Annotated in this window: 19 protein-coding genes and 2 pseudogenes; 7 read left to right on the forward strand and 14 right to left on the reverse strand. The window is 40.3% G+C overall.

Annotated elements, in window-relative coordinates; all coding sequences use genetic code 11:
* Positions 1 to 34 precede the first annotated feature (34 nt).
* The 3 genes from HMPREF9257_RS01545 to HMPREF9257_RS01555 form a co-directional block, all read right to left on the reverse strand.
* On the reverse strand, positions 35 to 667 hold the full coding sequence (locus tag HMPREF9257_RS01545) for a DUF937 domain-containing protein (protein ID WP_006417739.1): 633 nt from the start codon (positions 665 to 667) through the stop codon (positions 35 to 37).
* Positions 668 to 761: 94 nt separating this feature from the next.
* Positions 762 to 1,199, reverse strand: coding sequence for a MaoC/PaaZ C-terminal domain-containing protein (locus HMPREF9257_RS01550; RefSeq protein WP_006417905.1), 438 nt, complete (start codon positions 1,197 to 1,199; stop codon positions 762 to 764).
* Positions 1,200 to 1,279: 80 nt separating this feature from the next.
* Positions 1,280 to 2,572 (reverse strand): alpha/beta hydrolase, encoded by a 1,293-nt coding sequence (locus HMPREF9257_RS01555; protein ID WP_006417784.1) that lies wholly within the window; start codon positions 2,570 to 2,572, stop codon positions 1,280 to 1,282.
* Positions 2,573 to 2,708: 136 nt separating this feature from the next.
* Between HMPREF9257_RS01555 and HMPREF9257_RS01560 the strand changes: the two genes are divergently transcribed.
* Together HMPREF9257_RS01560 and HMPREF9257_RS08680 are read left to right on the forward strand one after the other, a co-directional pair.
* The gene (locus HMPREF9257_RS01560; protein WP_006417769.1) at positions 2,709 to 3,362 is read left to right on the forward strand and encodes a cytochrome c biogenesis CcdA family protein; all 654 of its coding nucleotides are present in this window, start codon (positions 2,709 to 2,711) and stop codon (positions 3,360 to 3,362) included.
* 13 nt (positions 3,363 to 3,375) lie between these two features.
* On the forward strand, positions 3,376 to 4,032 hold the full coding sequence (locus HMPREF9257_RS08680) for a TlpA family protein disulfide reductase (RefSeq protein ID WP_006417898.1): 657 nt from the start codon (positions 3,376 to 3,378) through the stop codon (positions 4,030 to 4,032).
* Positions 4,033 to 4,352: 320 nt separating this feature from the next.
* Here the strand turns inward: HMPREF9257_RS08680 and HMPREF9257_RS01570 are convergent, their stop codons facing one another.
* From HMPREF9257_RS01570 to HMPREF9257_RS01600, 7 genes are all read right to left on the reverse strand, one after another.
* Positions 4,353 to 4,733 (reverse strand): HesB/YadR/YfhF family protein, encoded by a 381-nt coding sequence (locus HMPREF9257_RS01570; protein WP_006417832.1) that lies wholly within the window; start codon positions 4,731 to 4,733, stop codon positions 4,353 to 4,355.
* A gap of 23 nt (positions 4,734 to 4,756) precedes the next feature.
* Entirely contained in the window at positions 4,757 to 5,551 is a 795-nt protein-coding gene (locus HMPREF9257_RS01575; protein ID WP_006417940.1) for a Cof-type HAD-IIB family hydrolase, read from the reverse strand.
* A 206-nt stretch (positions 5,552 to 5,757) separates the two neighbouring features.
* The gene (locus HMPREF9257_RS01580; protein ID WP_006417903.1) at positions 5,758 to 6,951 is read right to left on the reverse strand and encodes a glycosyltransferase family 4 protein; all 1,194 of its coding nucleotides are present in this window, start codon (positions 6,949 to 6,951) and stop codon (positions 5,758 to 5,760) included.
* 47 nt (positions 6,952 to 6,998) lie between these two features.
* Complete coding sequence (locus HMPREF9257_RS01585) at positions 6,999 to 7,739, reverse strand: glycerophosphodiester phosphodiesterase family protein (RefSeq protein ID WP_006417882.1); 741 nt, start codon at positions 7,737 to 7,739, stop codon at positions 6,999 to 7,001.
* Positions 7,740 to 8,114: 375 nt separating this feature from the next.
* Positions 8,115 to 8,840, reverse strand: coding sequence for a YebC/PmpR family DNA-binding transcriptional regulator (locus HMPREF9257_RS01590; protein WP_040466629.1), 726 nt, complete (start codon positions 8,838 to 8,840; stop codon positions 8,115 to 8,117).
* A gap of 421 nt (positions 8,841 to 9,261) precedes the next feature.
* Complete coding sequence (locus HMPREF9257_RS01595; RefSeq protein WP_006417879.1) at positions 9,262 to 10,227, reverse strand: asparaginase; 966 nt, start codon at positions 10,225 to 10,227, stop codon at positions 9,262 to 9,264.
* A 667-nt stretch (positions 10,228 to 10,894) separates the two neighbouring features.
* Entirely contained in the window at positions 10,895 to 12,274 is a 1,380-nt protein-coding gene (locus HMPREF9257_RS01600; protein WP_006417752.1) for a YjiH family protein, read from the reverse strand.
* Positions 12,275 to 12,465: 191 nt separating this feature from the next.
* On the opposite strand from HMPREF9257_RS01600, the gene HMPREF9257_RS09220 reads away from it, so the two are divergent.
* Complete coding sequence (locus tag HMPREF9257_RS09220) at positions 12,466 to 12,615, forward strand: hypothetical protein (protein ID WP_006417755.1); 150 nt, start codon at positions 12,466 to 12,468, stop codon at positions 12,613 to 12,615.
* Between the two features lie 53 nt (positions 12,616 to 12,668).
* On the opposite strand, the gene HMPREF9257_RS01605 is transcribed toward HMPREF9257_RS09220, so the two are convergent.
* Positions 12,669 to 14,048: a YjiH family protein gene (locus HMPREF9257_RS01605; RefSeq protein ID WP_006417835.1), complete on the reverse strand. Its 1,380-nt coding sequence runs from the start codon at positions 14,046 to 14,048 to the stop codon at positions 12,669 to 12,671.
* A gap of 407 nt (positions 14,049 to 14,455) precedes the next feature.
* Positions 14,456 to 16,531, reverse strand: a complete 2,076-nt coding sequence (locus HMPREF9257_RS01610; RefSeq protein WP_006417805.1) for a DUF4767 domain-containing protein — start codon at positions 16,529 to 16,531, stop codon at positions 14,456 to 14,458.
* 167 nt (positions 16,532 to 16,698) lie between these two features.
* Here HMPREF9257_RS01610 and HMPREF9257_RS01615 point away from each other — a divergent pair, with 167 nt between their 5' ends.
* From HMPREF9257_RS01615 to HMPREF9257_RS01620, 3 genes and pseudogenes are all read left to right on the forward strand, one after another.
* Positions 16,699 to 17,235: a (deoxy)nucleoside triphosphate pyrophosphohydrolase gene (locus HMPREF9257_RS01615; RefSeq protein WP_245526818.1), complete on the forward strand. Its 537-nt coding sequence runs from the start codon at positions 16,699 to 16,701 to the stop codon at positions 17,233 to 17,235.
* A 3-nt stretch (positions 17,236 to 17,238) separates the two neighbouring features.
* A pseudogene (locus HMPREF9257_RS08905) lies at positions 17,239 to 17,712 on the forward strand (FAD-dependent oxidoreductase).
* Positions 17,713 to 17,723: 11 nt separating this feature from the next.
* On the forward strand, positions 17,724 to 19,160 hold the full coding sequence (locus tag HMPREF9257_RS01620; RefSeq protein ID WP_006417884.1) for an SLC13 family permease: 1,437 nt from the start codon (positions 17,724 to 17,726) through the stop codon (positions 19,158 to 19,160).
* 143 nt (positions 19,161 to 19,303) lie between these two features.
* Here the strand turns inward: HMPREF9257_RS01620 and HMPREF9257_RS01625 are convergent, their stop codons facing one another.
* Entirely contained in the window at positions 19,304 to 20,806 is a 1,503-nt protein-coding gene (locus HMPREF9257_RS01625; protein ID WP_006417938.1) for a PTS transporter subunit EIIC, read from the reverse strand.
* Between the two features lie 13 nt (positions 20,807 to 20,819).
* Positions 20,820 to 21,511 (reverse strand): annotated as a pseudogene (locus HMPREF9257_RS01630) (N-acetylmannosamine-6-phosphate 2-epimerase).
* 134 nt (positions 21,512 to 21,645) lie between these two features.
* Here HMPREF9257_RS01630 and HMPREF9257_RS01635 point away from each other — a divergent pair.
* A complete protein-coding gene (locus tag HMPREF9257_RS01635) occupies positions 21,646 to 22,461 on the forward strand; it encodes a MurR/RpiR family transcriptional regulator (RefSeq protein ID WP_006417864.1) in 816 nt (271 codons plus the stop codon).
* Positions 22,462 to 22,537 lie beyond the last annotated feature (76 nt).

Raw genomic sequence — 22,537 nt, forward strand, 5'->3', positions numbered from 1 at the left:
CCACGCCCGGTGCTTTTAATATTTAACAAGCTAATTATTTTTGGTTGAACATATCTAAGATTGAACCTAAGATACTGTCATCACTGTCATCAGCTGTTTGTTGGTGGGTTGGTGCATTATCAGCGCCAAATAGGCCACCTAAAACAGAACCTAATAAACCGCCTTCTTGACTCTTCTTAACTAATTCATCATTGGCAGCTTCTTGGGTTTGTTTACGAACTTGTTCAGAATCTAATCCTTTATTTTTCTTTTCTTTAGCAAAGTAAGAAATTAAAACAGGAACGACCAATACAAGCACACGTTTCACTGCAGCTGGGGTAATACCAAAGGCATCGGCTAAACGAGTGATTACTGAATCTTTATCTTGTAAGACATGACCTAACATCTTGTCACCATCTTCTTCATCCGCATTTTGTACGTATGCTTCTAAAGAATCATGACTATTGTCTTCAGCATGGTCTTGTAAGGCTTGATCAAATTTAGATAAACCTTCATCTGTTTGATTATTACGGTTAATCGCTTTTAAAATCATTGGTATGGCAGCAGCTAAGACTGAAGTTACTTGGGAAGCAGATAAACCTGACTTACTCGCAATTGCGTCAATATCTTTGCCATTTCCTTGGTTAAACACATCAATAACTGAACCTACTGTATCAAATAATCCCATTTTAAATTCCACCTTTCTTGGTTAACTTAAGCATAGCATAGACGCTGGTAATCACCTACTGATATACTCAAACAAATTTCTCCTAAATGCTTACTTAGTTAGATAAAAGTACTTTTGAATCAAGGATAATCATTTTTTTACCTGCTTGATTGTAAGCCGTGGTCACTAAATTACACACCGCTTGGTCCGGATTGGAATCCGTATAGTCAATTGATTTAAATTCAGTTTTTACCGACATGACATCCCCAGGTCGGATTGGATTAGACCATTTAACCTTGACTTCAATTCCAACAATGCCTTTGGCTAAATCGAGACTTTCAACCATCAACCGCATGGCAACACCTGAAGCTTGCCAACCAGAAGCCGCTAAACCTTCAAAAAAGGTGTCCTTGGCGGCTTCAGGATCCAAATGGAAAGGCTGAGGATCGTATTCTTTAGCGAAGTCAATAATCTTGTCTTGGGTAAATTCATAAGTTCCATACTCAACCACATCGCCAACTTGATAATCTTTTACTAATTTAGAACCTGCCATAATAAAACCTCCTCATATTTTTGGAAACGTTTTTTTAATTTTAACAAGTTCTTTTCAGATTAACGAGAAAAATGCTTAGCCTAATTCTTTAAAGTTTTCTCCAAAAATTTTAACTGGGCCTTAAAGACAGCTTGAGACTCTTGATTATCTTGAGATATTTCAAAAATATGCGGTAAAGATTTTTTATGATTTTTGTCATAAATTTGACTGGTGACATCTATCCCTAAAGTTTCTAAACGCTGAGCTAGGTCTTGATTTTGATTGCTAAAAGACCCCCAATTACCATCAGAAATAAAGGTCGGTACAAAGTCTGAGGTCGCATGGGAAATCACTGAAGCTTGGTTAACAGACTGGCCTTTGACATAATCGATATCTTTAAAATAAGCCGCCACCCAAGTATAGAAAAGCCAGTCACAAGGCGGAAAATCAACCTGACCAACCCGGGCGGGGTCAACTGAACCAGCCACATTAATATAACCCTTAATATTTGCTGGCCGGGCAGCAGGTTTAAGCCCCATCTCTAAAGCATAATCGGGTGAAGTAATTATATTGACCATTTGACCAGCCAATTGACCTCCAGCTGAGTCCCCCATCAAAATGATTTTCTGGCTATCGATATCATATTTTTCGGCATTATCCAAGATATATGCCAAGGCTTCATTAATTTGAGCGAGTGGACCAGGATAGGCATTAACCGGTGCTAGTTCATAATTTATAGCCGCTACATTATAACCCGCTTGGACAAACTTTTTGAAATAATTTTGGTAAAGGTCTTGACCCTTGTCTCCTAGGATATAACCACCCCCATGGATAAAGAAAATGGTCCCCTTGGCTTGATTCGCTTGATAAAGGTCTAAATAATTGGAAGTTTTTTTACTAGGATATTCAAGGTTACGAAAGACCTTATAATTTTTCTCAGTTTCTTGACTGGTCTTGGTCTCAACCGGCATCAAGTGTTGCAAGGTCCGTGCATATAAGGTCGGATTGATAAAGGCAGTGGTCGTAATTATTGATAAAATAAAAATCACAGCAAAGACCAGACGCCCTAGCCATTTAAATGGTTGTTCCCACATTGGAATCATACGGTCCGGCTTAAGCCGGCTATCCCAAGCAAAATTTACCAAGGTATAAACTAGGCCAAAGATGGCCACCACTTGTACAAGAACAAAGTCCGGCCGAAAAGCAGCTAGACCCACCGCAGCCAGAACCGCTCCATCTAAAATTAGGCGAACTGGACCACCTTTTTGTTTAGCATGAACTGAAGCTTGGATTAAAATCAAGACGACCAAAGGGATGGCTAGCCAGTAGCCATAATTAAAACAGATCATTAAAGCTACAAATAGAGCATAAAGCAAGATATTTACATAATACATGGTGGAGGCCTCCTTTTTCTTAAGTCTATTATATAAGATAAGGTCCCAGAAAAAAATTGAAATCTCTAAGCAAATCTCCATCAAAAATTAGGTAAGTTTGTTATGATTAAACTACATTTTGTGAAAGGATTTAACCATGTTATATCTCATGTTATTTGTTGAGGGTATTCTCACCTTCTTATCGCCTTGCTTATTACCTATGATTCCACTTTACCTCTCCTACTTTGCAGCCCAGGATAGCCAAGCGGATAAGGGTAAAATCCTCCAGGCAGCTAACCTCTTTGTCTTAGCTTTTTCCCTGGTCTTTATGGCCATGAGTCTGCTGGCAAATTATGTGGGGCAGTTTTTTATAAGCAATCAAAACCTGATAAATATAGTCGCGGGGCTGATTATTATAGGCTTAGGTTTGGACCAACTATGGGGCCACCGTTTTTCCAGCCGCCTCTTTGCCCGGTCCACTTCTCAGCAAGGGCAGCCCAAGTCTGCCCTTGGCTTAGGCTTCTTATTCGCCCTAACCTGGACGCCCTGTGTCGGGATTTATTTAGCCTCTGCCTTATCTCTGGCTATGACCGCCAATAATTATGGGCAGAGTTTACTAATGTTAGTCGCCTACTGTTTAGGGTTAGGGATTCCCTTTATTTTATCTGCTTTGCTGATTCAGGAAAGCAAACGGTCGATTAAACGTATTGCTCCCTATCTGCCCATCTTAGAAAAATTCTCAGCCATACTCTTAATAGTTTTTGGCATCTTAATGGCCACCGGGAAAATCAGTTCCTGGTTAGGACTCTAGAAAGGAGAAATTAATGAAACGCTTATTATTTTTAGCATTAGCTCTACTGCTTGTTTTTGGAGGTGCTTTTTTTATCCAAGAAAGTCAAAAAGAATCTGGTCAAGCGGAATTAGCTCAATTAGCCAGCCAAGAAGCTAGTTCTGAAAGTCAAATACAGGAGGCTGCAAGTGCTAGCCCTAGCCAAACTTCAGAGACCAGTCAGGATGGCTCTAATCAGAGTGATGAAAGTGACGCTGAGACAAAGTCCGTCCCCAAAATCCCTAACTCCCAAGTTATGACGGCAGATGGTCAAGAAGTTGACCTCCATAGTCTTATGACCAATGGCAAGCCAACCATTATTAACGTTTGGGCAGCTTGGTGCCCCCCTTGTCAAGAAGAAATGCCATATTTCCAAACGGCTTACGACCAATACAAAGACCAATTTAATTTTATTATCATCGATGGTCTAGCTTCTAAACCCTCTGAAACCATGGAAACAGCACAAGCCTTTTTAGCCGACAATAATTTAACTCTGCCTGTTTACTATGATGTCAACCGGTCCACCCAAATTAAATTGGGGATGAATATCTTCCCGACCACTATTTTATTTGACAAGGATGGTAACCGCCAACGCATCAATGGACAAATCAGCCAAGATCAACTGATGGCTTTCTTAGAGGCAAACTCTTAATATGATTTATATAGAGGCCACTTGATTTCAAGTCGCCTTTTTACGTGAAAAATCCTTCCTGCTCCATAATTATCGAATATGCTGAAAAATATGATTTTTCCCACCGTTTCTTTGCCGTCTAGTGCAAAAAATAATTATTCGCACCGATTCCAAACCATCCAGTGCCAAAAAATAATTATTTACACCGATTCCCATCCTCCCAGTGCCAAAAATAGTTATTCGCACCGCCCACAGATAGTTAGCCCCCTCATGTCTCCCATTACTCAAAAAGCCGCGATTTGCTAGCCAAAGGCTGCCCTATCGCGGCTTTTTTATAATTTTTAATATTGTGAAGCCCCTGTAGTGGTATCGGCCTTAACTGACGGACCTGAAGTCACATCAGCCTTGGGTGCCGGTGCAGGTGAGCCTTCACTTGGTTGATAATGGTAGACGGGTTCATCCAATTCGGGATTATAATCGACAAAGAAATCATAACCGTTAAAGAACCACTCATCAGCTTTTTCGATAAAGAAGACGGTGTCCTTTCCCTGAACTAGAACCAAGGGATCCTTGGGTTCCGCTACGCCGACTCCTAAAGAATAATTATCATGAATGGGTGATGACCCGTAAACCTTGCCGAAAAAGTAAATTCCACGGTCAGGACTCACGCCCATTTCTTCCACATACCATGCTTGCGCACGGTCTGATACTTGTAATTTCATGCTGAACTCCTATTTCTATTCTATCACTGACTGCTTGTCAAAAAGTCTTCTAAAACCTGTAACACGCCATCCTCCTTATTAGAGGGAGCCACCGCCTTAGCCGCAGCCTTAACCCGATCAGAAGCATTAGCCATAGCATAAGAATGACCAGCATACTCTAACATATGAATATCATTGCCCCCATCGCCAAAAACCATCATCTGGTCCGGTTCAATCCCAAAGCGGTCACCTAAAAAAGCCAAAGCTGATTGCTTAGAAATTCCAGTAGGCACAATATCAATGGTCCCCCACCCTGAATGAGTTGCATGGGCATGACCTTCAAGACGCTGGTTAATCTCCTTCGTTAAGGCAACAGTGTCCTGATTTTTGACTCGAAAAGACAACTTAACAAACTCATCTTCGGGTAGAGGCGAAAAACTCGGCACCCGCCGAATCGGACCTAGGAAAAACTTTAAAATCAAGCGTTGAGTAAAGGGAACCTCCTGCTCTATATAAGAGGTGTTAAGCCCTGATAGTGACATGCCAGGATAATGATATTCCGCCAACAGCCGCTCCATACTCTCCGCATCAAAGGTATTCTGGTGAATAACTTGACCCTTGTTCCAGATTAAGGCACCGTTATCCGCCACAAAAATCATATCATCAAGATAATCCTTAAATATTTTGGCCATCCGGTAATACCGGTTGCCAGAAATCGCAACCACTTTAATCCCCTGCGCTTTTAATTGGTCAAATACTTTCTTGAAACGAGGTCGATTATATTTATTAAAAGACGAAAGAAATGTCCCATCTAAGTCAAACGCCACCAAACGAATCATATCCCAACCTCCATTTTTTTGTAATTTAATTCAATCACATTGTAGCTCACTAGACAAGTAATTAGCCTAACAAGGATATTACTATGCTGAATCCATAAAAGAACATGATTCCCTTTAAAAATTTCGCCAAAGCAAAAAAAGCATTCAAGCAAGCGTTCCAAGTTGATCGTCCAACTTTTCCTAGCTTGAATACTTTTTTATTGAGCTTATTCATTTAATTCAAACAAACTTAAAAACTGTTGCCCCAGTGATAACTGGTAAGAGCTATGCCGCATTACATGTTTGGCTTGATGAATAATCCGAGCGGACTCATAAAATTCCAAGAGCCGCTGACTGGCTGCTTGCCAAGAATATTTTTCTGCTTCTTGCCGAGCTTGCACTTTCATCCTTGCTAAGATGTCTTCATGATCTAAAATTGATAAGCTAGCCTGTAGCGAGGTCTTGTCTCCCGTCTTAAAGGTCGTTCCCGTCTGACCAGGAATAATTTGTTCCAAGGTCGCTCCACTTTCGGCCGCAATGACGGGTGTCCCTGAAGCCATGGCTTCTGAAATCACTAGGCCAAAGGTTTCCGAAGTCGATGGGAAAATAAAGGCATCCCCGGTTGCATAAGCCTTAGCTAAGTTCTGCCCCTTCAAAAAGCCCGTAAAGGTGGTTTTCGTGTCTTTAAAAACAGCTTCTAAGTCTTGCCGGGCCGGCCCATCCCCCACTATAGCGAGACAAATATCATCCCGACCTTCAAAAACATGGACTAATTGGTCTAGGTCTTTTTCCGCCGCTAACCGGCCTACATAGACTAATAATTTTTGTCCCGGTAAACCAAAGGTCCATTCACGGTAGAGCTTTTCATCATAGTTTTGGGGATGAAATAGGTCTAAGTCAATCCCCCGTGGTAAGACTGCTTGGGTACAAATATCTTGGTCGATTAATTCAGCTTGGAGGGTTTTTGACACAGTCACATTATAATCAGCGGGTTGATGCCATTTACGTAAATAATCCCACAAGAGTGGTTTCATAAAGCTTAAATTATAATGGTCTAAATAATTTGGCATATGGGTATGATAAGAAGTTAAAAGTGGAATATCCAAGCTTTGGGCATATTTAACTGCTGAAGTCCCTAACATAAAAGGATTCACCGCATGAATCACATCCGGTTGAAAGTTTTCAATAACCTTCTTCATCTTCTTAGAAGGCAAACCCCAAGGTCTGGAGGAATATAAAGGAAAAGTAAAGGAATCCATCACCTTAATCGGTACACCTTGGTATTCTTGAATGCCTAGGTCTGGTGAAACAACCAAGACTTGATGACCCATTGCTTGTAAGCGTGGAGTCATCTGGGCTAACCGGGTACAAATTCCATCCGTAGCTGGATAAAAAGTTTCAGTGACAATTAAAATTCTCATCAGTAACCTCCATGCAAAATTAATTCCGCCGTGTAGACTAGTAAAGCTTATCGAAGCATTTCTAAAGCATCTTCAGGAAAATTAGTAATCAAACGATCCAAACCTAGGTCAATCATTGCTTTCATGGCCGCTTTATCATTTATGGTATAAGCATTAATTTGAATTCCATGTTGGTGGCAGTTAATAATATCAGCCGGAACTAGGGAACCATAAAAAGGATGATAATGCCCTACTCCTTTGGCTTTACAGTAATCGCCGGGTTCTAAGAGGGAAGCGCCCGTTAGGAATCCATATTCTAAAGGTAAATCCCCCGCAAGTGTCATACATTCCCGAATGGACCGATGGTTAAAAGAGGAAATTAAGACTCGGTCAGCTAAATCATAGTGTTTAATTAAATCAATAACTTTTTGGACAATTCCTTCATAGGCAAAAATATTGGTCTTCAATTCAATATTCACCTTGATAGATAAAGGCTGCATCCAAGCCAGAAATTCATCCAAGGTCATTATGGTTAAACCGTCATCCGCTTGATTTTCTAGTTCAGGAAAGGCACCATAGAATTGATAGGACCGTAATTCTTCTAGGGTCATATCCTTAACCAAGCCGCTGCCATTGGAAGTTCGGTCAATGGCTTCATCATGGATAATGACCACTTCTTGGTCTTTAGATAAATGGACGTCTAATTCGATGCCCCAAATGGGTAATTCAGCTGCCTTCTCAAAGGCTAAGCGAGTATTTTCGGGATACTTTCCCGTATAACCCCGGTGTGCAATAATTTCTTGTATCATAGGTTAAAATCCTCCTCAATTTTACGGCCTTAAATTGACATTTCACTTTCTTAATCGAAGAGTAAAAATTTTGACATAACAAGATAGACCCTTAGTGCTTCTAATTTTACTAGTCGGGCTGGATTAAAACGAGCCACAAACACCCTGCAACTCCCTTCGTGGTCAGAGTAAAAGGGAAGTAGGTGCAACATCCTTTGCCTTGATGGTAAGAATAGATGCTTCTTGGGTAGATTCAGATACTCGGTAATACTTCTTACCCACTATACCAATCTATTATTAATTCAGTGTTAATTTTAATAATCCCTTTGTAAATTCAATGTAAAGAAAAAGAAACCGCCATAGCGGTTTCTTTTTTAATTAATAAGTATGAGTTAATTAATAATCAGCATTGGTATAAACTTGTTGTACATCATCGTCATCTTCTAAGGCGTCGACGAGTTTTTCAAGTTTTTCTAATTTTTCACCATCAATTGCGATGGTATTTTGTGGCACCATGGTTAATTCGGCTCGTGCAAATTCATAACCGGCTGCTTCTAAAGCTTCCTTAACAGCTGCAAAATCACTCGGATCAGTATAAATTTCGAAGGCTTCATCCGAAACTTGCACATCTTCGGCACCAGCTTCAATAGCCAATTCGAAAATCGTATCTTCATCGACCTCTAATTCTTCACGATCAAGCACCACATAGCCCTTACGGTCAAACATATAGGCCACGGAACCAGAAGTACCCAAGTTACCACCATTACGACTAAAAGCAACATGGATGCCCGTATCGGTCCGGTTTTTGTTATCGGTTAGGGTATGGACCAAAATCGCAATCCCACCAGAGCCGTATCCTTCATAAGTAATTTCATCGTAGTTAGTCATGTCACCCGCATCGGTTGCTTTTTTAATAGCACGAGTGATGTTATCTTTAGGCATATTTTCTGCCTTAGCCTTGTCAAGCACCATGCGAAGGGTGGAATTCATTGACGGGTCGCCGCCACCATTTTTAGCAGCCATGAAGATCTCCTTGGAAAGCTTCCCAAATACGGCCCCTTTCCGAGCATCTTCTGCCCCTTTTTTATTCTTGATCTTACTCCATTTATTATGGCCTGACATTTTCTTCACCTCTATTGTTAGTTTATTGCCTTATTATAACACAGTCCCAGGCCTATGAAAACATGGGCCTTGTCTACAGTGTCTTATGAAAGTCTGTCTACAAGACTAGCATTTTCAAACTCTTAATCTAATATTATACTTAAAAATTAATTAAATTTTGAAATGTTTTGGCTAGACCTATTTCTTTTTATTTAAAAGAGATTATAATATCAATTAGCGAGACATTTGAAGAAGATTCTATCAGATAATTTTTCTAATTACTTACTATTACTCTCGCTAGTCAGCGCCCAAGCATAGCCACTTGGGTGCTGATTTTTTTATTTTAATTACTAAATTTTCGACGGATTATAAGATTAGATTATAAACTTAAATTTTGCCTACTTTTCCAATTATTTTAATCACTGAAAGTATTTTCCCTACTCTAACTCCAAGCAAAAGCCTGACCCAGGTCTACTTGACTTTCTGCATTTAGTAAACACTCTAATTTCAAACGTGCCTTAACCCCACTGAGGCCTTGGGCAAAAATCACCCCTGCTTGCTTCAACTGTTTCCCCCCACCTTCATAATCGTAAACATCTTCAATCACCCCATTGAAGGCACGGGAGACCATCACGACTGGAATCCCTTGGGCCAACAAGGCTTCGGTGGCAGGCACCGTAGCGGGAGGGAGGTTGCCTGCTCCTAACCCTTCGATGACTAGCCCACCATAATGACTGGCCCCGATGGCTGTAATAATATCCGCTTGCATCCCAGCATAAGCTTTTAACAAGGCTACCGGTTTTTTAATCGCCTTAACTGGGTAATAATCCCGGTGGAGGATTTTTTGAAAATAAAGGACTTGGTTTTTAGAAATTAGTCCGATAGGACCAAAGGTGGGAGTTTGGAAGGTGGCTAAATTAGTGGTATGGGTTTTGGTCACATAGGTTGCGGTGTGGATTTCCTCGTTCATGACCACCAGTACACCTTGATCACGGGACTGAGGGGCAGCTGCGGCCATAATCGCTGACCGGAGATTTGCCATGCCATCGGCTCCGATTTCATTGGATGACCGCATGGCTCCCGTCACCACTACTGCTTGTGAAAGATTCAAGTTCAATTGTAAGAAATAGGCTGTTTCTTCTAAGGTATCAGTCCCATGAGTCACAACAATCCCGTCATAATCCCCCGCATGGTCACGGATATAATTAGAAAGCTCTAGCATTTGAGCTTGGGTCATATGCGGAGACGGCAAGTTAAATAAGTCAACAAAGGTCACTGTTGCAAAATGATTGATAAAATTACCCTGTTGACGAATTGGATTTTCACGTGTCGGCGACACCTTCCCGGTCGTATGGTCTTCGGACATGGCAATGGTACCGCCAGTATTAATTAACAAAACATGGGCCATTAAAGCACCTCCTATTAAGATTCACTAAGTTCAAGTATAAAAGCGGTCTCAAGGTATAGCAAGGGACTTAATAGGAAAAATGGATTAATTCTTTCTTATAATATAGTTCGCTAGAAGAAGGTGGAGATTTTTCTTCACTTCCAGCCTAAGTCGGGAATATCACTAGCCGCTTTCTTTACTGCTTGACAAGTGAAGAATTTTTTCCACACTTCAAATATCACCGAAGAAAATCAGCCTTAGTTTTCTTTACTTTCATACCAACTTAAGAAAAACTTCAGACATTTTCTTTACTTGCCTAACAAGTAAAGAATTTTTCCACACTTCGAATATCACCGAAGAAAATCAGCCTTAGTTTTCTTTACTTTCATACCCACTTAAGAAAAACTTCAGACATTTTCTTTACTGCTCCAACAAGTGAAGAATTTTTTCCACACTTCCAATATCACTTAAGAAAATCAGCCTTAGTTTTCTTTACTTTCATACCCACTTAAGAAAAACTTCAGACATTTTCTTTACTTGCCTAACAAGTAAAGAATTTTTCCACACTTCGACCATAAGTTAACTAACTACTTCCCAGGCTTAGCCTAAAAGTAAAGAAACTACCATTCCAAAAAAATAGGAACAGACAAAACCGAGCAAAAAAGCCCAATCCGTCTGCCCCACGCTCTTAAAATATCAAATGCGCCATCAAGACGATGATAGGTAGAGAAATCAAAGTCCGTTCAATAAAGATGATAAAGATTTCAGTAAAGGATACTGGCAAATTAGATCCCAGAATGACTGCCCCAGTTTCAGACATATAAATCAATTGAACAATGGAAATACAAGCAATGATGAACTGGGTCATCGGATTGGCAATGGCCGCCGCCATAATAGATGGGACTACCATATCAGCAAAGCCAATCACCATGGTAGAAGCCGCTTGGTCCGCCAAGGGCACCTGTAATAAATGCAAGATCGGACGGAAGGGAAAGCCCAACCATTCAAAAATCGGCGTCGTTTGAGAAACAATTAAGACCAAGGTTCCAATCGCCATAATACTTGGAATCACACTCAACCATAAGCCTAAAACAGTTTTCAAGGCTGATTTCAAATATTGGACTGGATTCCCATTGGTCCGTGCCTTCTTAATAGCAAGCTCCATAGCCCATTGGTGTTTGCTATAGCCAACAGGAATGTCCTCACCAATATCTTGTGATTTACCAAGATAATATGTATTAGCCTTTCCTGATAAAGGCCAAATCCGTGGTACGATTAGGGCACAAGCAATTCCCGCCACAATGGTAGTTAAATAGAAGAAACCGAACTTATCCATCATATTTATATTTTCTACTACCACCAAACAGAAAGTAATGGAGACAGCTGAGAAAGTAGTGGAAATAACGGCTGCTTCCCGAGCATTATAGTAACCTTCTTCATACTGTTTATTGGTTAAGGTTACCCCGATCGTCCCATCTCCAATCCAGGAAGCCACACAATCGACTGCAGACCGACCCGGTAAGTTAAAGATCGGTCGCATAAAAGGGGTTAAAAATACCCCGACATATTCCAATAAACCAAACTCAGTTAAAAAAGGCAGAATAAAAGCCGCCACTAAGAAAATAATGAATAACCCATTGATTAAGTCAAAAAGGATCAAGCCCCCTGTATCGGGACTCCAAATGATTTCCGGCAAACCCCAGATTCTGCCAAAAGCCACTAACCAAGCTAAGACACAGCCTGTGACTCTGACAAGTAACCATAAGGGTGAGATATCTGCTACCTCTTTAAGTAAGCGATTGCTTTCAAGCCAAGTTGGTTTACTAAAGCGATAAATCAAAGCAATGACCGTCGAAAAAGAAATAATGACTAAGACCAAATAGTAAATTGGAATAAAATTGCTCACCTGTTGGCGTAAGAAATTGGCAATCACCGAGACCATCACCGTGGATTGCCCTTCTATCACCAGAGGCGTCATTAATAAAAACACCCCTAGCAGTGATGGCAATAAAAACAAAAGTATATCTTTGGCTGACCGGTTTTGAATCAGCTCTTGGTCAGAATTCATGAAAAAGACCCCTTTCTATCCGGTATATGATAACGCTTACTTAAAAAATATGCAAATTCTCATGGGACTTAAAAGGTCTTTTAATCTCATTAAGCGCTTCAGGCTTTTTTCTAATATTAAGAGGAAAAATTAGGCTAGCCCGCTCAAATAGCTTATACTAACCATAGCCCATAACAAGAAAGGAAGTATTTATGAATCAGCGTGGTCTCTACCCTATTCTCGTGCTCTTTTTAGTCGTCGCCCTCAAAGGTATCATCGACCAGACCTGGCCCTTGGTGGTGATTGCTTTCTTAGTAGTCTTAGTGGTCGCCTTCATAATTTTTAGACATAAACGCCCTTAAAACAAAAAAATCCTTGTCCACTAATTACAGTAGGCAAGGATTTTTCTATACATTTAAAATATTAAATGCGCCATTAGTACGATGATTGGCAGAGCAACTAAGGTCCGTTCGATAAAGATAATAAAAATATCCAGGAAAGAAACTGGTAGGCCAGATCCCAGAATGACTGCACCGGTCTCAGACATATAAATCAGCTGGACCACTGACAGACATGCGATAACAAATTGAGTCATTGGATTAGGGATTGCTGCAGCCATAATCGAAGGAACCACCATATCAGCAAAACCAATCACCATGGTGGAAGCTGCTTGGTCAGCCAGCGGAACTTGTAAGACTTGTAAGAGCGGCTTAAAAGGTAGCCCTAACCAGTCAAAAATCGGAGTCGTATGGGAAACAATAAGAACCAGCGACCCAATTGCCATAATGGTTGGAATGACTGAGAGCCACAAACCAAGGACGGTTGATACCGCCTGTTGCAAATATTGACCAAGATTACCACTCTCTTGGGCTTTCTCCACAGCTAGCTTCAAGCCCCATTGGTTAGCAGTATAACCAGTCGGAACATCCTCTTCATCTTCTTGAGGATTATTTTGGAAATAGGTATTGGGCTTGCGCGACAAAGGCGGAATCCGGGGCACGATTAAAGCACAAGCAGACCCCGCAATAAACATAGTTAAATAAAAGAAACCGAATTTGTCCATCATATTAATATTTTCTACCACTACCAGACAGAAGGTAATGGAGACCGCCGAGAACATGGTCGCAATCGTTGCGGCTTCTCGTTGATTATAATAACCTTCTTCGTACTGGTTGGCTGTTAAGGTAATCCCAATCGTTCCATCGCCAATCCATGAGGCGACACAATTCACGGCAGACCGTCCTGGCAAATTAAAAACCGGGCGCATCACTTTAGCTAAAAAGACTCCAATATATTCTAAGAGACCAAATTCAGTTAAGAGTGGGAGGATAAAGGCTGCCACTAAGAATATAATAAAGAGTCCACGGATGAGGTCGAACAGGATTAATCCCCCAGTATCCATACCCCAAATGAGTTCTGGTAAACCTAGGTCTTTACCAAAGGCTACTAGAAAGCCCATCAGCAAACCGACTAAACGAACTCCCAACCAGAAATTGGATACTTGGGCGGCACTTTTTAATAGTTCATTCTTCTCAATAAATGCTGGCTTAGAAAACTTATAAAGTAAAGCTAAGCCAGAAGAAATGATAATCACTAGCAGAACCAAAACATAAATTGGGACCAACTTGGAGATGCTTTCCTTGAGGAAATCCGCAATCACAGAGACCATCACCGTCGACTGGCCATTAATCTTCAGCGGTGTCATTAGGAGTAGGACCCCTGCTAAGGAAGGTAAGATAAAAAGTAAAAGTTGTTTCAGTGAATATTTCTGATGTGTTTGCGTGTCAGATGACATTGGCAGAACCCCCTTCTCATATCATCATAACCTGGATCGGATTCTAGCGCAAAAGATATCAGTTTATTCATATTATCAAAGAACCCTTTTGATGAGGTTAAGCAGGTTTCATCTTAAGCACCTAAACTTGGCATAGGACAAAGCATACCAAACATTTGAATGGTAGGATTTTTATCAAAAGTAGGCCACTCGATGAGCCTTCGCATCATTTTAATCAAATTGATGCTGAGCAACTTTGATTCGTATCAATTTCTTCAAAAATAGGTCAGTCTATTGGGTTTCGCATCTTTTTAATCGAATTTGTGCAAATCAATCCTGATTCTCACCAACTCTCTCCACATAAGTTACAGTAAAAAATGACCGAGCATTTTGCCCGGTCATTACCCTATCTTTTTTAAGTTTAAGTCTTAATGGTTATTTGCCACTTCAATGAAACCACTAATTAAATCTTTATTAGCGGTATCTTTAAAAGTCAAAAGACCATCTTCTCCCGGGCCTTGAGTGGCTATTAAGGCCCGAATGCCGTTGTTCTTATCTGAAACAAACAGATATAAGTGACGTTCAGCATTGGGATTGACAGTATCCTTAATATCTGAATAAACTGCCACAACTCGCATCTGATTGTCCTTGCTTGGCATTTGGTCATAGAGACCTTCTATCACTTGGTGATACAAATGAAATTTAAAAGACACTTGCGGTAAACTAGCGCCGTAGAAACTCGCCGATTTGTCAGGGGTATAGGCTTGGTAGGCTTGGCCCATGGTTTGCCCCCAGCTTGCCATTAAATTAGCTAAATCTTCTTGACCAGTCCAAGCCGGTGCAGTTTGGGTGAGCCCTTCACGCAAGCCTTGGTTATTCGTTTCTTTGGCTGAATAGGCTGGATAATAATTGGTCACCTCTATACCATAACGGGCTTGATAATCAGGAACTTCAATCGCTTCTAGCTTAGGTAGGCTCCCTAAATTAGCTGAGGTCATCTCCCCACTAGCTAAGTGTAAGTAATAAGCCTGAGATCCACCGATATCTTGTGCCCCTGGCGATTGAGTTAAAACAAGATAGAAATATTGGTCAAGTGACTGCGGCAATCCAGCGCCATAATCAAATTGACTCGGGAAAAGCTGGAATCCAGTCGATTCACCTGGATAACCAGAAGCAATGCCAATCCGGTTCAGTAAGTCAAAATTGTCATCATCAAGAGCAAGGAGTTCAGGTAAGGTCACAACTTTTTTATCTAATTGGTCTCGCACCCATTCATAGCCCATAAAGCCCGACTCTTGAAACTTTGCATCATTATAAGCATAATAGGTATCAATAACTTGGAGTCGTAATTGATTTAAAGCCTCATGACTGGTCTCATTTAGGTCTGGCAACAACATTTTCTCCAAGACAAAACTATCATGGAGTAGTTGCGACAATTCGTGAGCAGAGGAGTCATCCAATTGGTCCAAACATTGATAAAAGGCTGAATAAAGCGCTGGAATTATCGAATGAAAATCTTTGTTCTTAGCAAAATCTAGCCGGTCACCTGTCCGAATTTGATCTAAGTTTTTTTTCTGATCTAGATGAGCATGAGCCAAATCTGCCCAGACCTGGTCTAAACGACGAAGCTCGGCTAAGTAAGTGCTTTGATAGTCTTCCATGGATTTAACTTCCTTACCCCAGGCTAAATCTCCCTTCGGTATTTCTGTCATCCAGGTCAAAGTAGGTGTTTGATTCGTTTGACTGTATCCTAGTTCAACTTGATTATTTTCATCGCTTGCTTGCGAATCAGTTTGGTTAGTCGCTTGGTCTGAGTCTTGACTAGCTAAAGCCGCTTGGACCTGACTTGGTTCAATTAAAGCATTCCCTTGATTATCAACAATTGGAATCCAACCAATTTCTTGGTTTATATCAAGGGGCGTCTTATCAAGAATATTATACTTAACCTTGAAATCATGGTCGGATAACTGTTCGCCGGTCTCACTATTTTCATAGGTCTGACTATCACCATGATAGATATAGGAATCAGCTTCTACCAAGCTGGTACCATCTGGGCTCATCAATAACCATGAACCCCCGCTAGTAGCCACCCCACCTGAAATGCTGTGGAACATTGAGCCATCTTGATAAAAATCAATTCTTTTCCGGTATCCGATATAATTGGAATCATCTGCAATCCGGTAAACTTGTTCATCTTTAAGGGTATATATCATCATTAAACCACCAGAGTCCCCCAAGGTTTTGACCAACATTTCCCGGCTACCATTTTGGTCAATATCATAAAAACCTACGGCTATGCCTTCACTCGTTTGGGCACCTGGAATATTAATCTCTTTAAGATAGGTTGAGTGGGCTACCTCCTCCATATCTCCCTGTAGATACAAAGGATAATATTGAATAATCTCATCAATGACTGCTTGGTAATTTGCTGAAGCTAGGGGCGTAAGTGAAATAAAGGTAATAAATAAGGCAAGAAAAACGAATCCGATTCTTTTACTTTTCATCAAACCACTCCAATCTATATCATTTATATATTAAATTATAGCATGATTGTTTTATGTGTGCCGATTAGCTTTTTAAAAACTCTCTTGATAAATTAAGATATCATATCTATAAGAAAGCAGGGGGAATATGAAAGAAATCGCAGTGGTATCAGGTGCCATTATCCAAGATGGAAAATAATGTAGCCCAACGAAGCAGAAGCATGCTCTTGCCTGAACTCTGGGAATTCCCAGGCGGTAAAATTGAGGCCAGCGAAAACCCACCCCAAACCTTGGTCCGAGAGCGGAAAGAAGAATTAGACCTTGAGTTTGAAGTTCTTGACTATATCAATACCGCGGACTATGGCTATAATTTTGGGCACCTCACCCTTTCCACCTACACCGTCAAAATAATTAAAGGACAGTCAATCCTCAAGGAACATATGGCTTCAAAATGGCTTGCTCCGGACCAAGTGATGGATTTGAATTGGGCGCCAGTCGATGTGACAGCTGCAGAAATCCTCAGTCAAAATCGAGATATTGGTATGAAAGAACTAAATGAAGCAATCTCAACTTGGAAAGAAGCGGGCATCCCCAATTTATTTAAAGAAAAAGGAATGATCATCAAACCCAAAGAAGAAACAGTAGGCTACTGTACAATTCCTTCTATCATTCTTAAAAACTTAAGTAGTCAAGAAAAAACGACTGCAGAACTATTGTTAAGATAACAAATATCCGCTTATACCGAAACCTTTAAGCGCTTTATCCCAGATTTTAAAGACATCAGAGTAGAAAGCTCAAGTCCCGAACTTGGTATCCGTGAAGCTCGTAGAGTGATTGGAAATGAGGTCTTGCTCGGCAAAGATATCTTATATGCTATAAAAGGCTAGGATAGTATCGGTCGAGCTGCTTGGAGTCCAGAAATCCATAAGAGTGATACCGAACTGAAGTACACTCATATTCCGGACAATGACTATGCTTCAATCCCATTAGGTGCGCTTGAAGTAAAGGATACCCATAACTTATGGGCTGCTGGCCGGATGATTTCATCCGATTCAATGGGACTAGGCTCCGTCCGTGTGATGGGAACTGCTTTTGCAACTGGTCAAGCCGCTGGTATTGCGGCCGCCCTATCGACTGGAGAAAATCGAGCTTCCTTATCAATGGTCCAAAACGAATTACGTAAACTAAAGGCATTAATTTAAGGGGTGTAATTATGAAAAAGAAGCTATTTACGATACTTGCATTAATAATTATGATTTCGTCTCACTTCGTTGTTTTTTCAAGCTTTAACCGTCCCAGTGTGGCCGTGTTAGGAACCTTTATTGGCACTTTGATTCTATGGGTCACAGTGGATATTACTTGGCCAAGTTTAATTGCTATTTTATCACTAGCCTTTATTCCTGAAGTTGGTATGAATACAGCTTTATCTTCTTCCTTCGGTAATTCAACTTTTGCCTTCCTATTATTCACTTTTATCTGTACCTATGCTATCTCTCAAACGTCATTTATTCGCAGAACTGCCTTATTCTTTATTACTTCTAAATTTGCCCAAAAAAGCATCTGGCATATGACGACTCTTTTCTTATTATCAGTATTATTGATGGGATTATTTATATCTCCAACTGTCTTATTTTTTATCTTTCTACCAATTCTTAATGAAATATATGATATTTTAGGGCTTAAAAAAGGGGATAAATTTGCTTCAATGCTTATCATGGGCATGGCTATCTTTTCCAATCTTTCTGCAGGCATGACCCCAATCGCCCATGTCTTTCCAGTATTAGCAATGGGGGTTTACGAATCAGTTACAGGAAATGTGATCAACTATGGTCAGTATATGCTCTTCGGTATTCCTGTTGGCCTTATCTTATTTGTTCTCACGTTACTCGTTTTCCGCTTTGTTTTAAATCCAAGCCTACCCGATTTTAAAGGTCTCAGTGAAGAAGACTTCAAAGATGAACCATCAAAAATGAATAGCTTCCGGGAAAATATGATCTTATTTATTTTCTTTGGAGTCGTTCTCTTATGGGTATTGCCAAGTTTAATTTCTAAGATTCTCCCAGAATTATCTACCTATATTTCAAGCTTTGGCTCTGCTATGCCTCCCCTACTCGGTGTTGTGGTCATGGCCATTATTTCAATCGAGGGTAAACCCCTTGTAAATATTTCTGAAGCCATTACCAAGGGTGTTTCCTGGCCTGCCTTAATCATGAGTAGTGGTACCTTACTATTTGGTGCTGTCATGACAGACAAGGGAATCGGTCTGATTGATCAATTAATCACCCTTATCCAACCAATTACTACCAGTCTTATTCCAAGTTTACTTATTCTTTTCTTTATCGTGGTCGCCTCATTATCTTCAAACATTACTTCTCATATGGTAACGGCTCAAGTCTTTACCTCAATGGCAGTTCCTGTAGCCCTAAGTAGTAATGGACAAATTAGTGCCGCCGCTATTGCCGCTGTCATTGGACTTTGTGCATCTCTAGGAACTGCAGCGCCTTCTTCAATGCCATTCGTTGCAGTATCAGTCTCATCTGGTTGGACAGATACAGAAAAAATGTTGAAATATGGTGGCCTATTCATGATTCTTACCATCATCGTCACATATTTAATAGGTTATCCGCTCGCACAAATGATTTTAGGATAAATTAATATATCTTAGATATAAGCTATACCGAATAATTGCTCATTTGCTTAAGATGAAAGGCTCTAAAAATGGTTGATTCCCATTTTTAGAGCCTTTTATTTTTGCATTAAATGTAATGCTTATCGAGTCTTGTATAAAGTTACTTACTCGTCCCCTAGAATCTGATTAATTTCTTGAGATAATAAATCTGCTTTAGCTCCAAAGACCGCTTGAATGCCTCCTTGAACCTCAAAAACTGCAGTTGCCCCTAAATTTTTGATTGCGGCTTGGTTTACATGGCCTGCATCTTTTACGGCCACTCTTAATCTAGTTGCACAAGCTTCAACTGATTCGATATTTTCTTCATGACCTAAAGCATCAATAATTCTTAATGATTCATCGTGTAAAGTACTTCGATTATCTGAAGTGGTGTTTTCAACCGGATTGTCTTCATTAATATCCATACCAGGAATCGATACTTTAAATTTGCTAATGCAGAAGCGGAAGACAACATAATAAAGAAGTGCCCAAATAATTCCCACTGGAATGACTCTTAACCAATTTGTATGGGAGTTACCTTGTAAGATACCGAATAAAGTATAATCGATAAAACCACCAGAGAATGAATTACCAATCCGAATACTTAAGATATCAGCCACCCAGAAAGACACCCCATCTAAGAAAGCATGGATGACATATAACCAAGGAGCAGAGAATAAGAACATATATTCAATCGGTTCGGTAATCCCTGTCAAAGCAGAAGTTAAGGCACCAGAGAAGTATAGACCTGCATTTTTCTTACGGTTAACCACAGGAATAGAATGATACATGGCCAAACAGGCTGCTGGCAAGCCAAAAATCATCGTCGCAAAACGACCAGCAAAGAAACGGGTACCATAAGTAAATAAACCTTGGTGACTTGAATCAGCCAACTGAGCAAAGAAAATATTTTGCGCTCCCTCAATCATTTTTCCAGCTACTTCTTCGCTACCACCTAAAGAGGTATACCAGAACAAGGGATAAATCGTATGGTGAAGGCCTACCGCCCCAGTTAAACGTAAGAGGAATCCGTATAAGAAAGTACCAAAACTTTCCATTTTAGCAATATTTTCACCGGCGATTCCCAACACATTTTGTACTGGTGGCCAGATGGCAAAGAAAATCGCACCTAGAACAATTGCGGCAAAGGATGAAACAATTGGAATAAACCGTGAGCCCCCAAAGAAGCCTAAAAATTGCGGCAGTTCAATCTTACGATAACGATTATGGAGAAAGGCAACCGTACTACCCACTACAATGGAGCCAATCACGCCAGTATCGATGGAGGCGCCCTCTTCAGCAAATAATTGTAAGAATCCACTTATTGTCGCGGTATAAACCAAATAAGCAACACCCGCTGCTAAGCCGGCAGTTCCTTTATCGCCTTTGGCTAAACCGACCGCAACCCCAATCGTAAAGATAAGGGCTAAGTTGGCAAAGACGGCATTCCCGGCCGCACTCATAATAGAAAGAATCGTTTGTAACCAAGCTTGGTTTAGAAAAGGATATGCAATTAGGGCACTTTCATTGGTTAAGGCTCCACCTAGACCTAATAATAGACCTGCTGCTGGTAGGATAGCGATTGGGAGCATCATCGCTTTCCCAATTTGAGAAAATTTCTTAAACATTTATATATCCTCCTTATTCATTAAATGCTTCAATAAAACGACTAGCAATTTGTTTAGGACGAGTGATGGCGCCGCCAATAACGATACCAGTAGCACCCAATGCTTTAATTTTTTTACTTGTTCTGGGGTATGAATATTCCCTTCCGCAATCACAGGAATATCTCTTCTAACCAAGTCGGCGACTAAGTTTAAGTCAGGCTTTTCCGCACCTTGGCTTTCCTCGGTATAGCCACTTAAGGTGGTGCCTACGAAATCAACGCCTGCTTCATATGCATTCACGCCTTCTTCAATCGTCGCAATATCTGCCATCAATAATTGATCAGGGTATTTATCTTTAACCTCCTTAATAAATTCATTAATTGTTTTCCCATCATGACGCGGTCTTAGGGTACAATCCAAAGCAATTACTTCAACCCCGGTTTCAACTAATTGATCAATTTCAGCCATGGTTGCCGTAATAAATGGTTTTTGCGGGGGGTAATCTTTCTTAATAATCCCAATGACTGGTAAATTCACTTTTGCTTTAATCTCATTAATATCTCGGACTGAATTCGCTCGAATCCCCACTGCGCCAGCCTCTTCGGCAGCTAAGGCAAATAAGGGCATTACACCGCCAGCCTCAGTGTACATGGGCTCATCGGGTAAAGCCTGACAAGAAACAATAATTCCTTTTTTAATTTGCTGAATAAACTCTTCTTTTCTCAAGACTTTACCTCCATTTTTATTTTTTAACGGAGAATTTCTCCGAAACCATTCTATCAAACGCTTACATTATTGTAAATAGTCATCTGCAAGATTTTGTTTTATAATATAAACACATCCAAAAGAAGAGGTAAATTATGAAATTTATAACACTCATCCAAGAAAAATACCCTAGCTTTACCAAATCTGAACAAAAAGTAGCCAATCATATCCTCCAAATTAAAGAAAAAACAATTTATTCAACCATTGAGGATATAAAAAAAGCCACCTCAGTCGGTGACGCAACCATCATCCGTTTTTGCCAAAAATTAGGTTTTTCAGGCTTTGCCGATTTAAAAATTGAAATGGCCAAGGAAGATTTCAGTAAAGACCGGACCACACTGGAAGATAAATTCTATGACGAAACCCTAAATAAATTGACAGATGCTTTAAAAGCTACCCGTCAATTAATCAATGAAGCTGAATTAGACCGTGCAATTGCTGCAATTACCAAAGCTAAACACCTCTATGTGTTTGGAGTAGGTTCAAGCGGTAATACCAGCCGAAACTTAGAAAATATGTTTTTACGGGTGGGAGTCCATTGTAATGCGGTCATTGACCCCCATTTACAAGCCCAAACGGCATCGCTTTTAACACCAGAGGATGCAGTCATTGGCTTCTCTCTAAGTGGACGGACCAAAGATACCTTTGATTCGTTGAAAATCGCGAAGGATTACGGGGCAACAACTATTGCAATTACCAATTTTCTCTCTTCCCCGATTGCTAAACTATGCGATATTGTCTTACAAACAGCAATTGAAGAATTTTTGGAAGGTGGTTCGCTACCTGGGATCATCTCACAATTATATATCTGTAGTGTCTTAGTTGAAGGATATGAAAGAAATAATGGCATTGATACGATTCCCCTGAGAGAAAAAGCCTTAAGGTCAATCTTAAATAAGTCCTTGGGGTAAAATATTTACAACTAGCCTATTCTAAATTTGGCCCTAATTGGAAATGTTCTATAACAAAAGAGATAAAATCATCAGA

This window comes from Eremococcus coleocola ACS-139-V-Col8 (genome assembly GCF_000183205.1).
Lineage (GTDB): Bacteria > Bacillota > Bacilli > Lactobacillales > Aerococcaceae > Eremococcus > Eremococcus coleocola.

Excerpts from the sequence above, each read along its gene's own strand:
- HMPREF9257_RS01635 (WP_006417864.1), top strand. The coding sequence starts at position 21,646 with ATGAAATTTATAACACTCATCCAAGAAAAATACCCTAGCTTTACCAAA.
- HMPREF9257_RS01580 (WP_006417903.1), bottom strand. The coding sequence starts at position 6,951 with ATGAGAATTTTAATTGTCACTGAAACTTTTTATCCAGCTACGGATGGA.
- HMPREF9257_RS01600 (WP_006417752.1), bottom strand. The coding sequence starts at position 12,274 with ATGAATTCTGACCAAGAGCTGATTCAAAACCGGTCAGCCAAAGATATA.
- HMPREF9257_RS01585 (WP_006417882.1), bottom strand. The coding sequence starts at position 7,739 with ATGATACAAGAAATTATTGCACACCGGGGTTATACGGGAAAGTATCCC.
- HMPREF9257_RS01570 (WP_006417832.1), bottom strand. The coding sequence starts at position 4,733 with ATGAAATTACAAGTATCAGACCGTGCGCAAGCATGGTATGTGGAAGAA.
- HMPREF9257_RS09220 (WP_006417755.1), top strand. The coding sequence starts at position 12,466 with ATGAATCAGCGTGGTCTCTACCCTATTCTCGTGCTCTTTTTAGTCGTC.
- HMPREF9257_RS01605 (WP_006417835.1), bottom strand. The coding sequence starts at position 14,048 with ATGTCATCTGACACGCAAACACATCAGAAATATTCACTGAAACAACTT.
- HMPREF9257_RS01595 (WP_006417879.1), bottom strand. The coding sequence starts at position 10,227 with ATGGCCCATGTTTTGTTAATTAATACTGGCGGTACCATTGCCATGTCC.
- HMPREF9257_RS01550 (WP_006417905.1), bottom strand. The coding sequence starts at position 1,199 with ATGGCAGGTTCTAAATTAGTAAAAGATTATCAAGTTGGCGATGTGGTT.
- HMPREF9257_RS08680 (WP_006417898.1), top strand. The coding sequence starts at position 3,376 with ATGAAACGCTTATTATTTTTAGCATTAGCTCTACTGCTTGTTTTTGGA.
- HMPREF9257_RS01545 (WP_006417739.1), bottom strand. The coding sequence starts at position 667 with ATGGGATTATTTGATACAGTAGGTTCAGTTATTGATGTGTTTAACCAA.
- HMPREF9257_RS01590 (WP_040466629.1), bottom strand. The coding sequence starts at position 8,840 with ATGTCAGGCCATAATAAATGGAGTAAGATCAAGAATAAAAAAGGGGCA.
- HMPREF9257_RS01575 (WP_006417940.1), bottom strand. The coding sequence starts at position 5,551 with ATGATTCGTTTGGTGGCGTTTGACTTAGATGGGACATTTCTTTCGTCT.
- HMPREF9257_RS01555 (WP_006417784.1), bottom strand. The coding sequence starts at position 2,572 with ATGTATTATGTAAATATCTTGCTTTATGCTCTATTTGTAGCTTTAATG.
- HMPREF9257_RS01560 (WP_006417769.1), top strand. The coding sequence starts at position 2,709 with ATGTTATATCTCATGTTATTTGTTGAGGGTATTCTCACCTTCTTATCG.
- HMPREF9257_RS01610 (WP_006417805.1), bottom strand. The coding sequence starts at position 16,531 with ATGAAAAGTAAAAGAATCGGATTCGTTTTTCTTGCCTTATTTATTACC.
- HMPREF9257_RS01615 (WP_245526818.1), top strand. The coding sequence starts at position 16,699 with ATGGAAAATAATGTAGCCCAACGAAGCAGAAGCATGCTCTTGCCTGAA.
- HMPREF9257_RS01620 (WP_006417884.1), top strand. The coding sequence starts at position 17,724 with ATGAAAAAGAAGCTATTTACGATACTTGCATTAATAATTATGATTTCG.
- HMPREF9257_RS01625 (WP_006417938.1), bottom strand. The coding sequence starts at position 20,806 with ATGTTTAAGAAATTTTCTCAAATTGGGAAAGCGATGATGCTCCCAATC.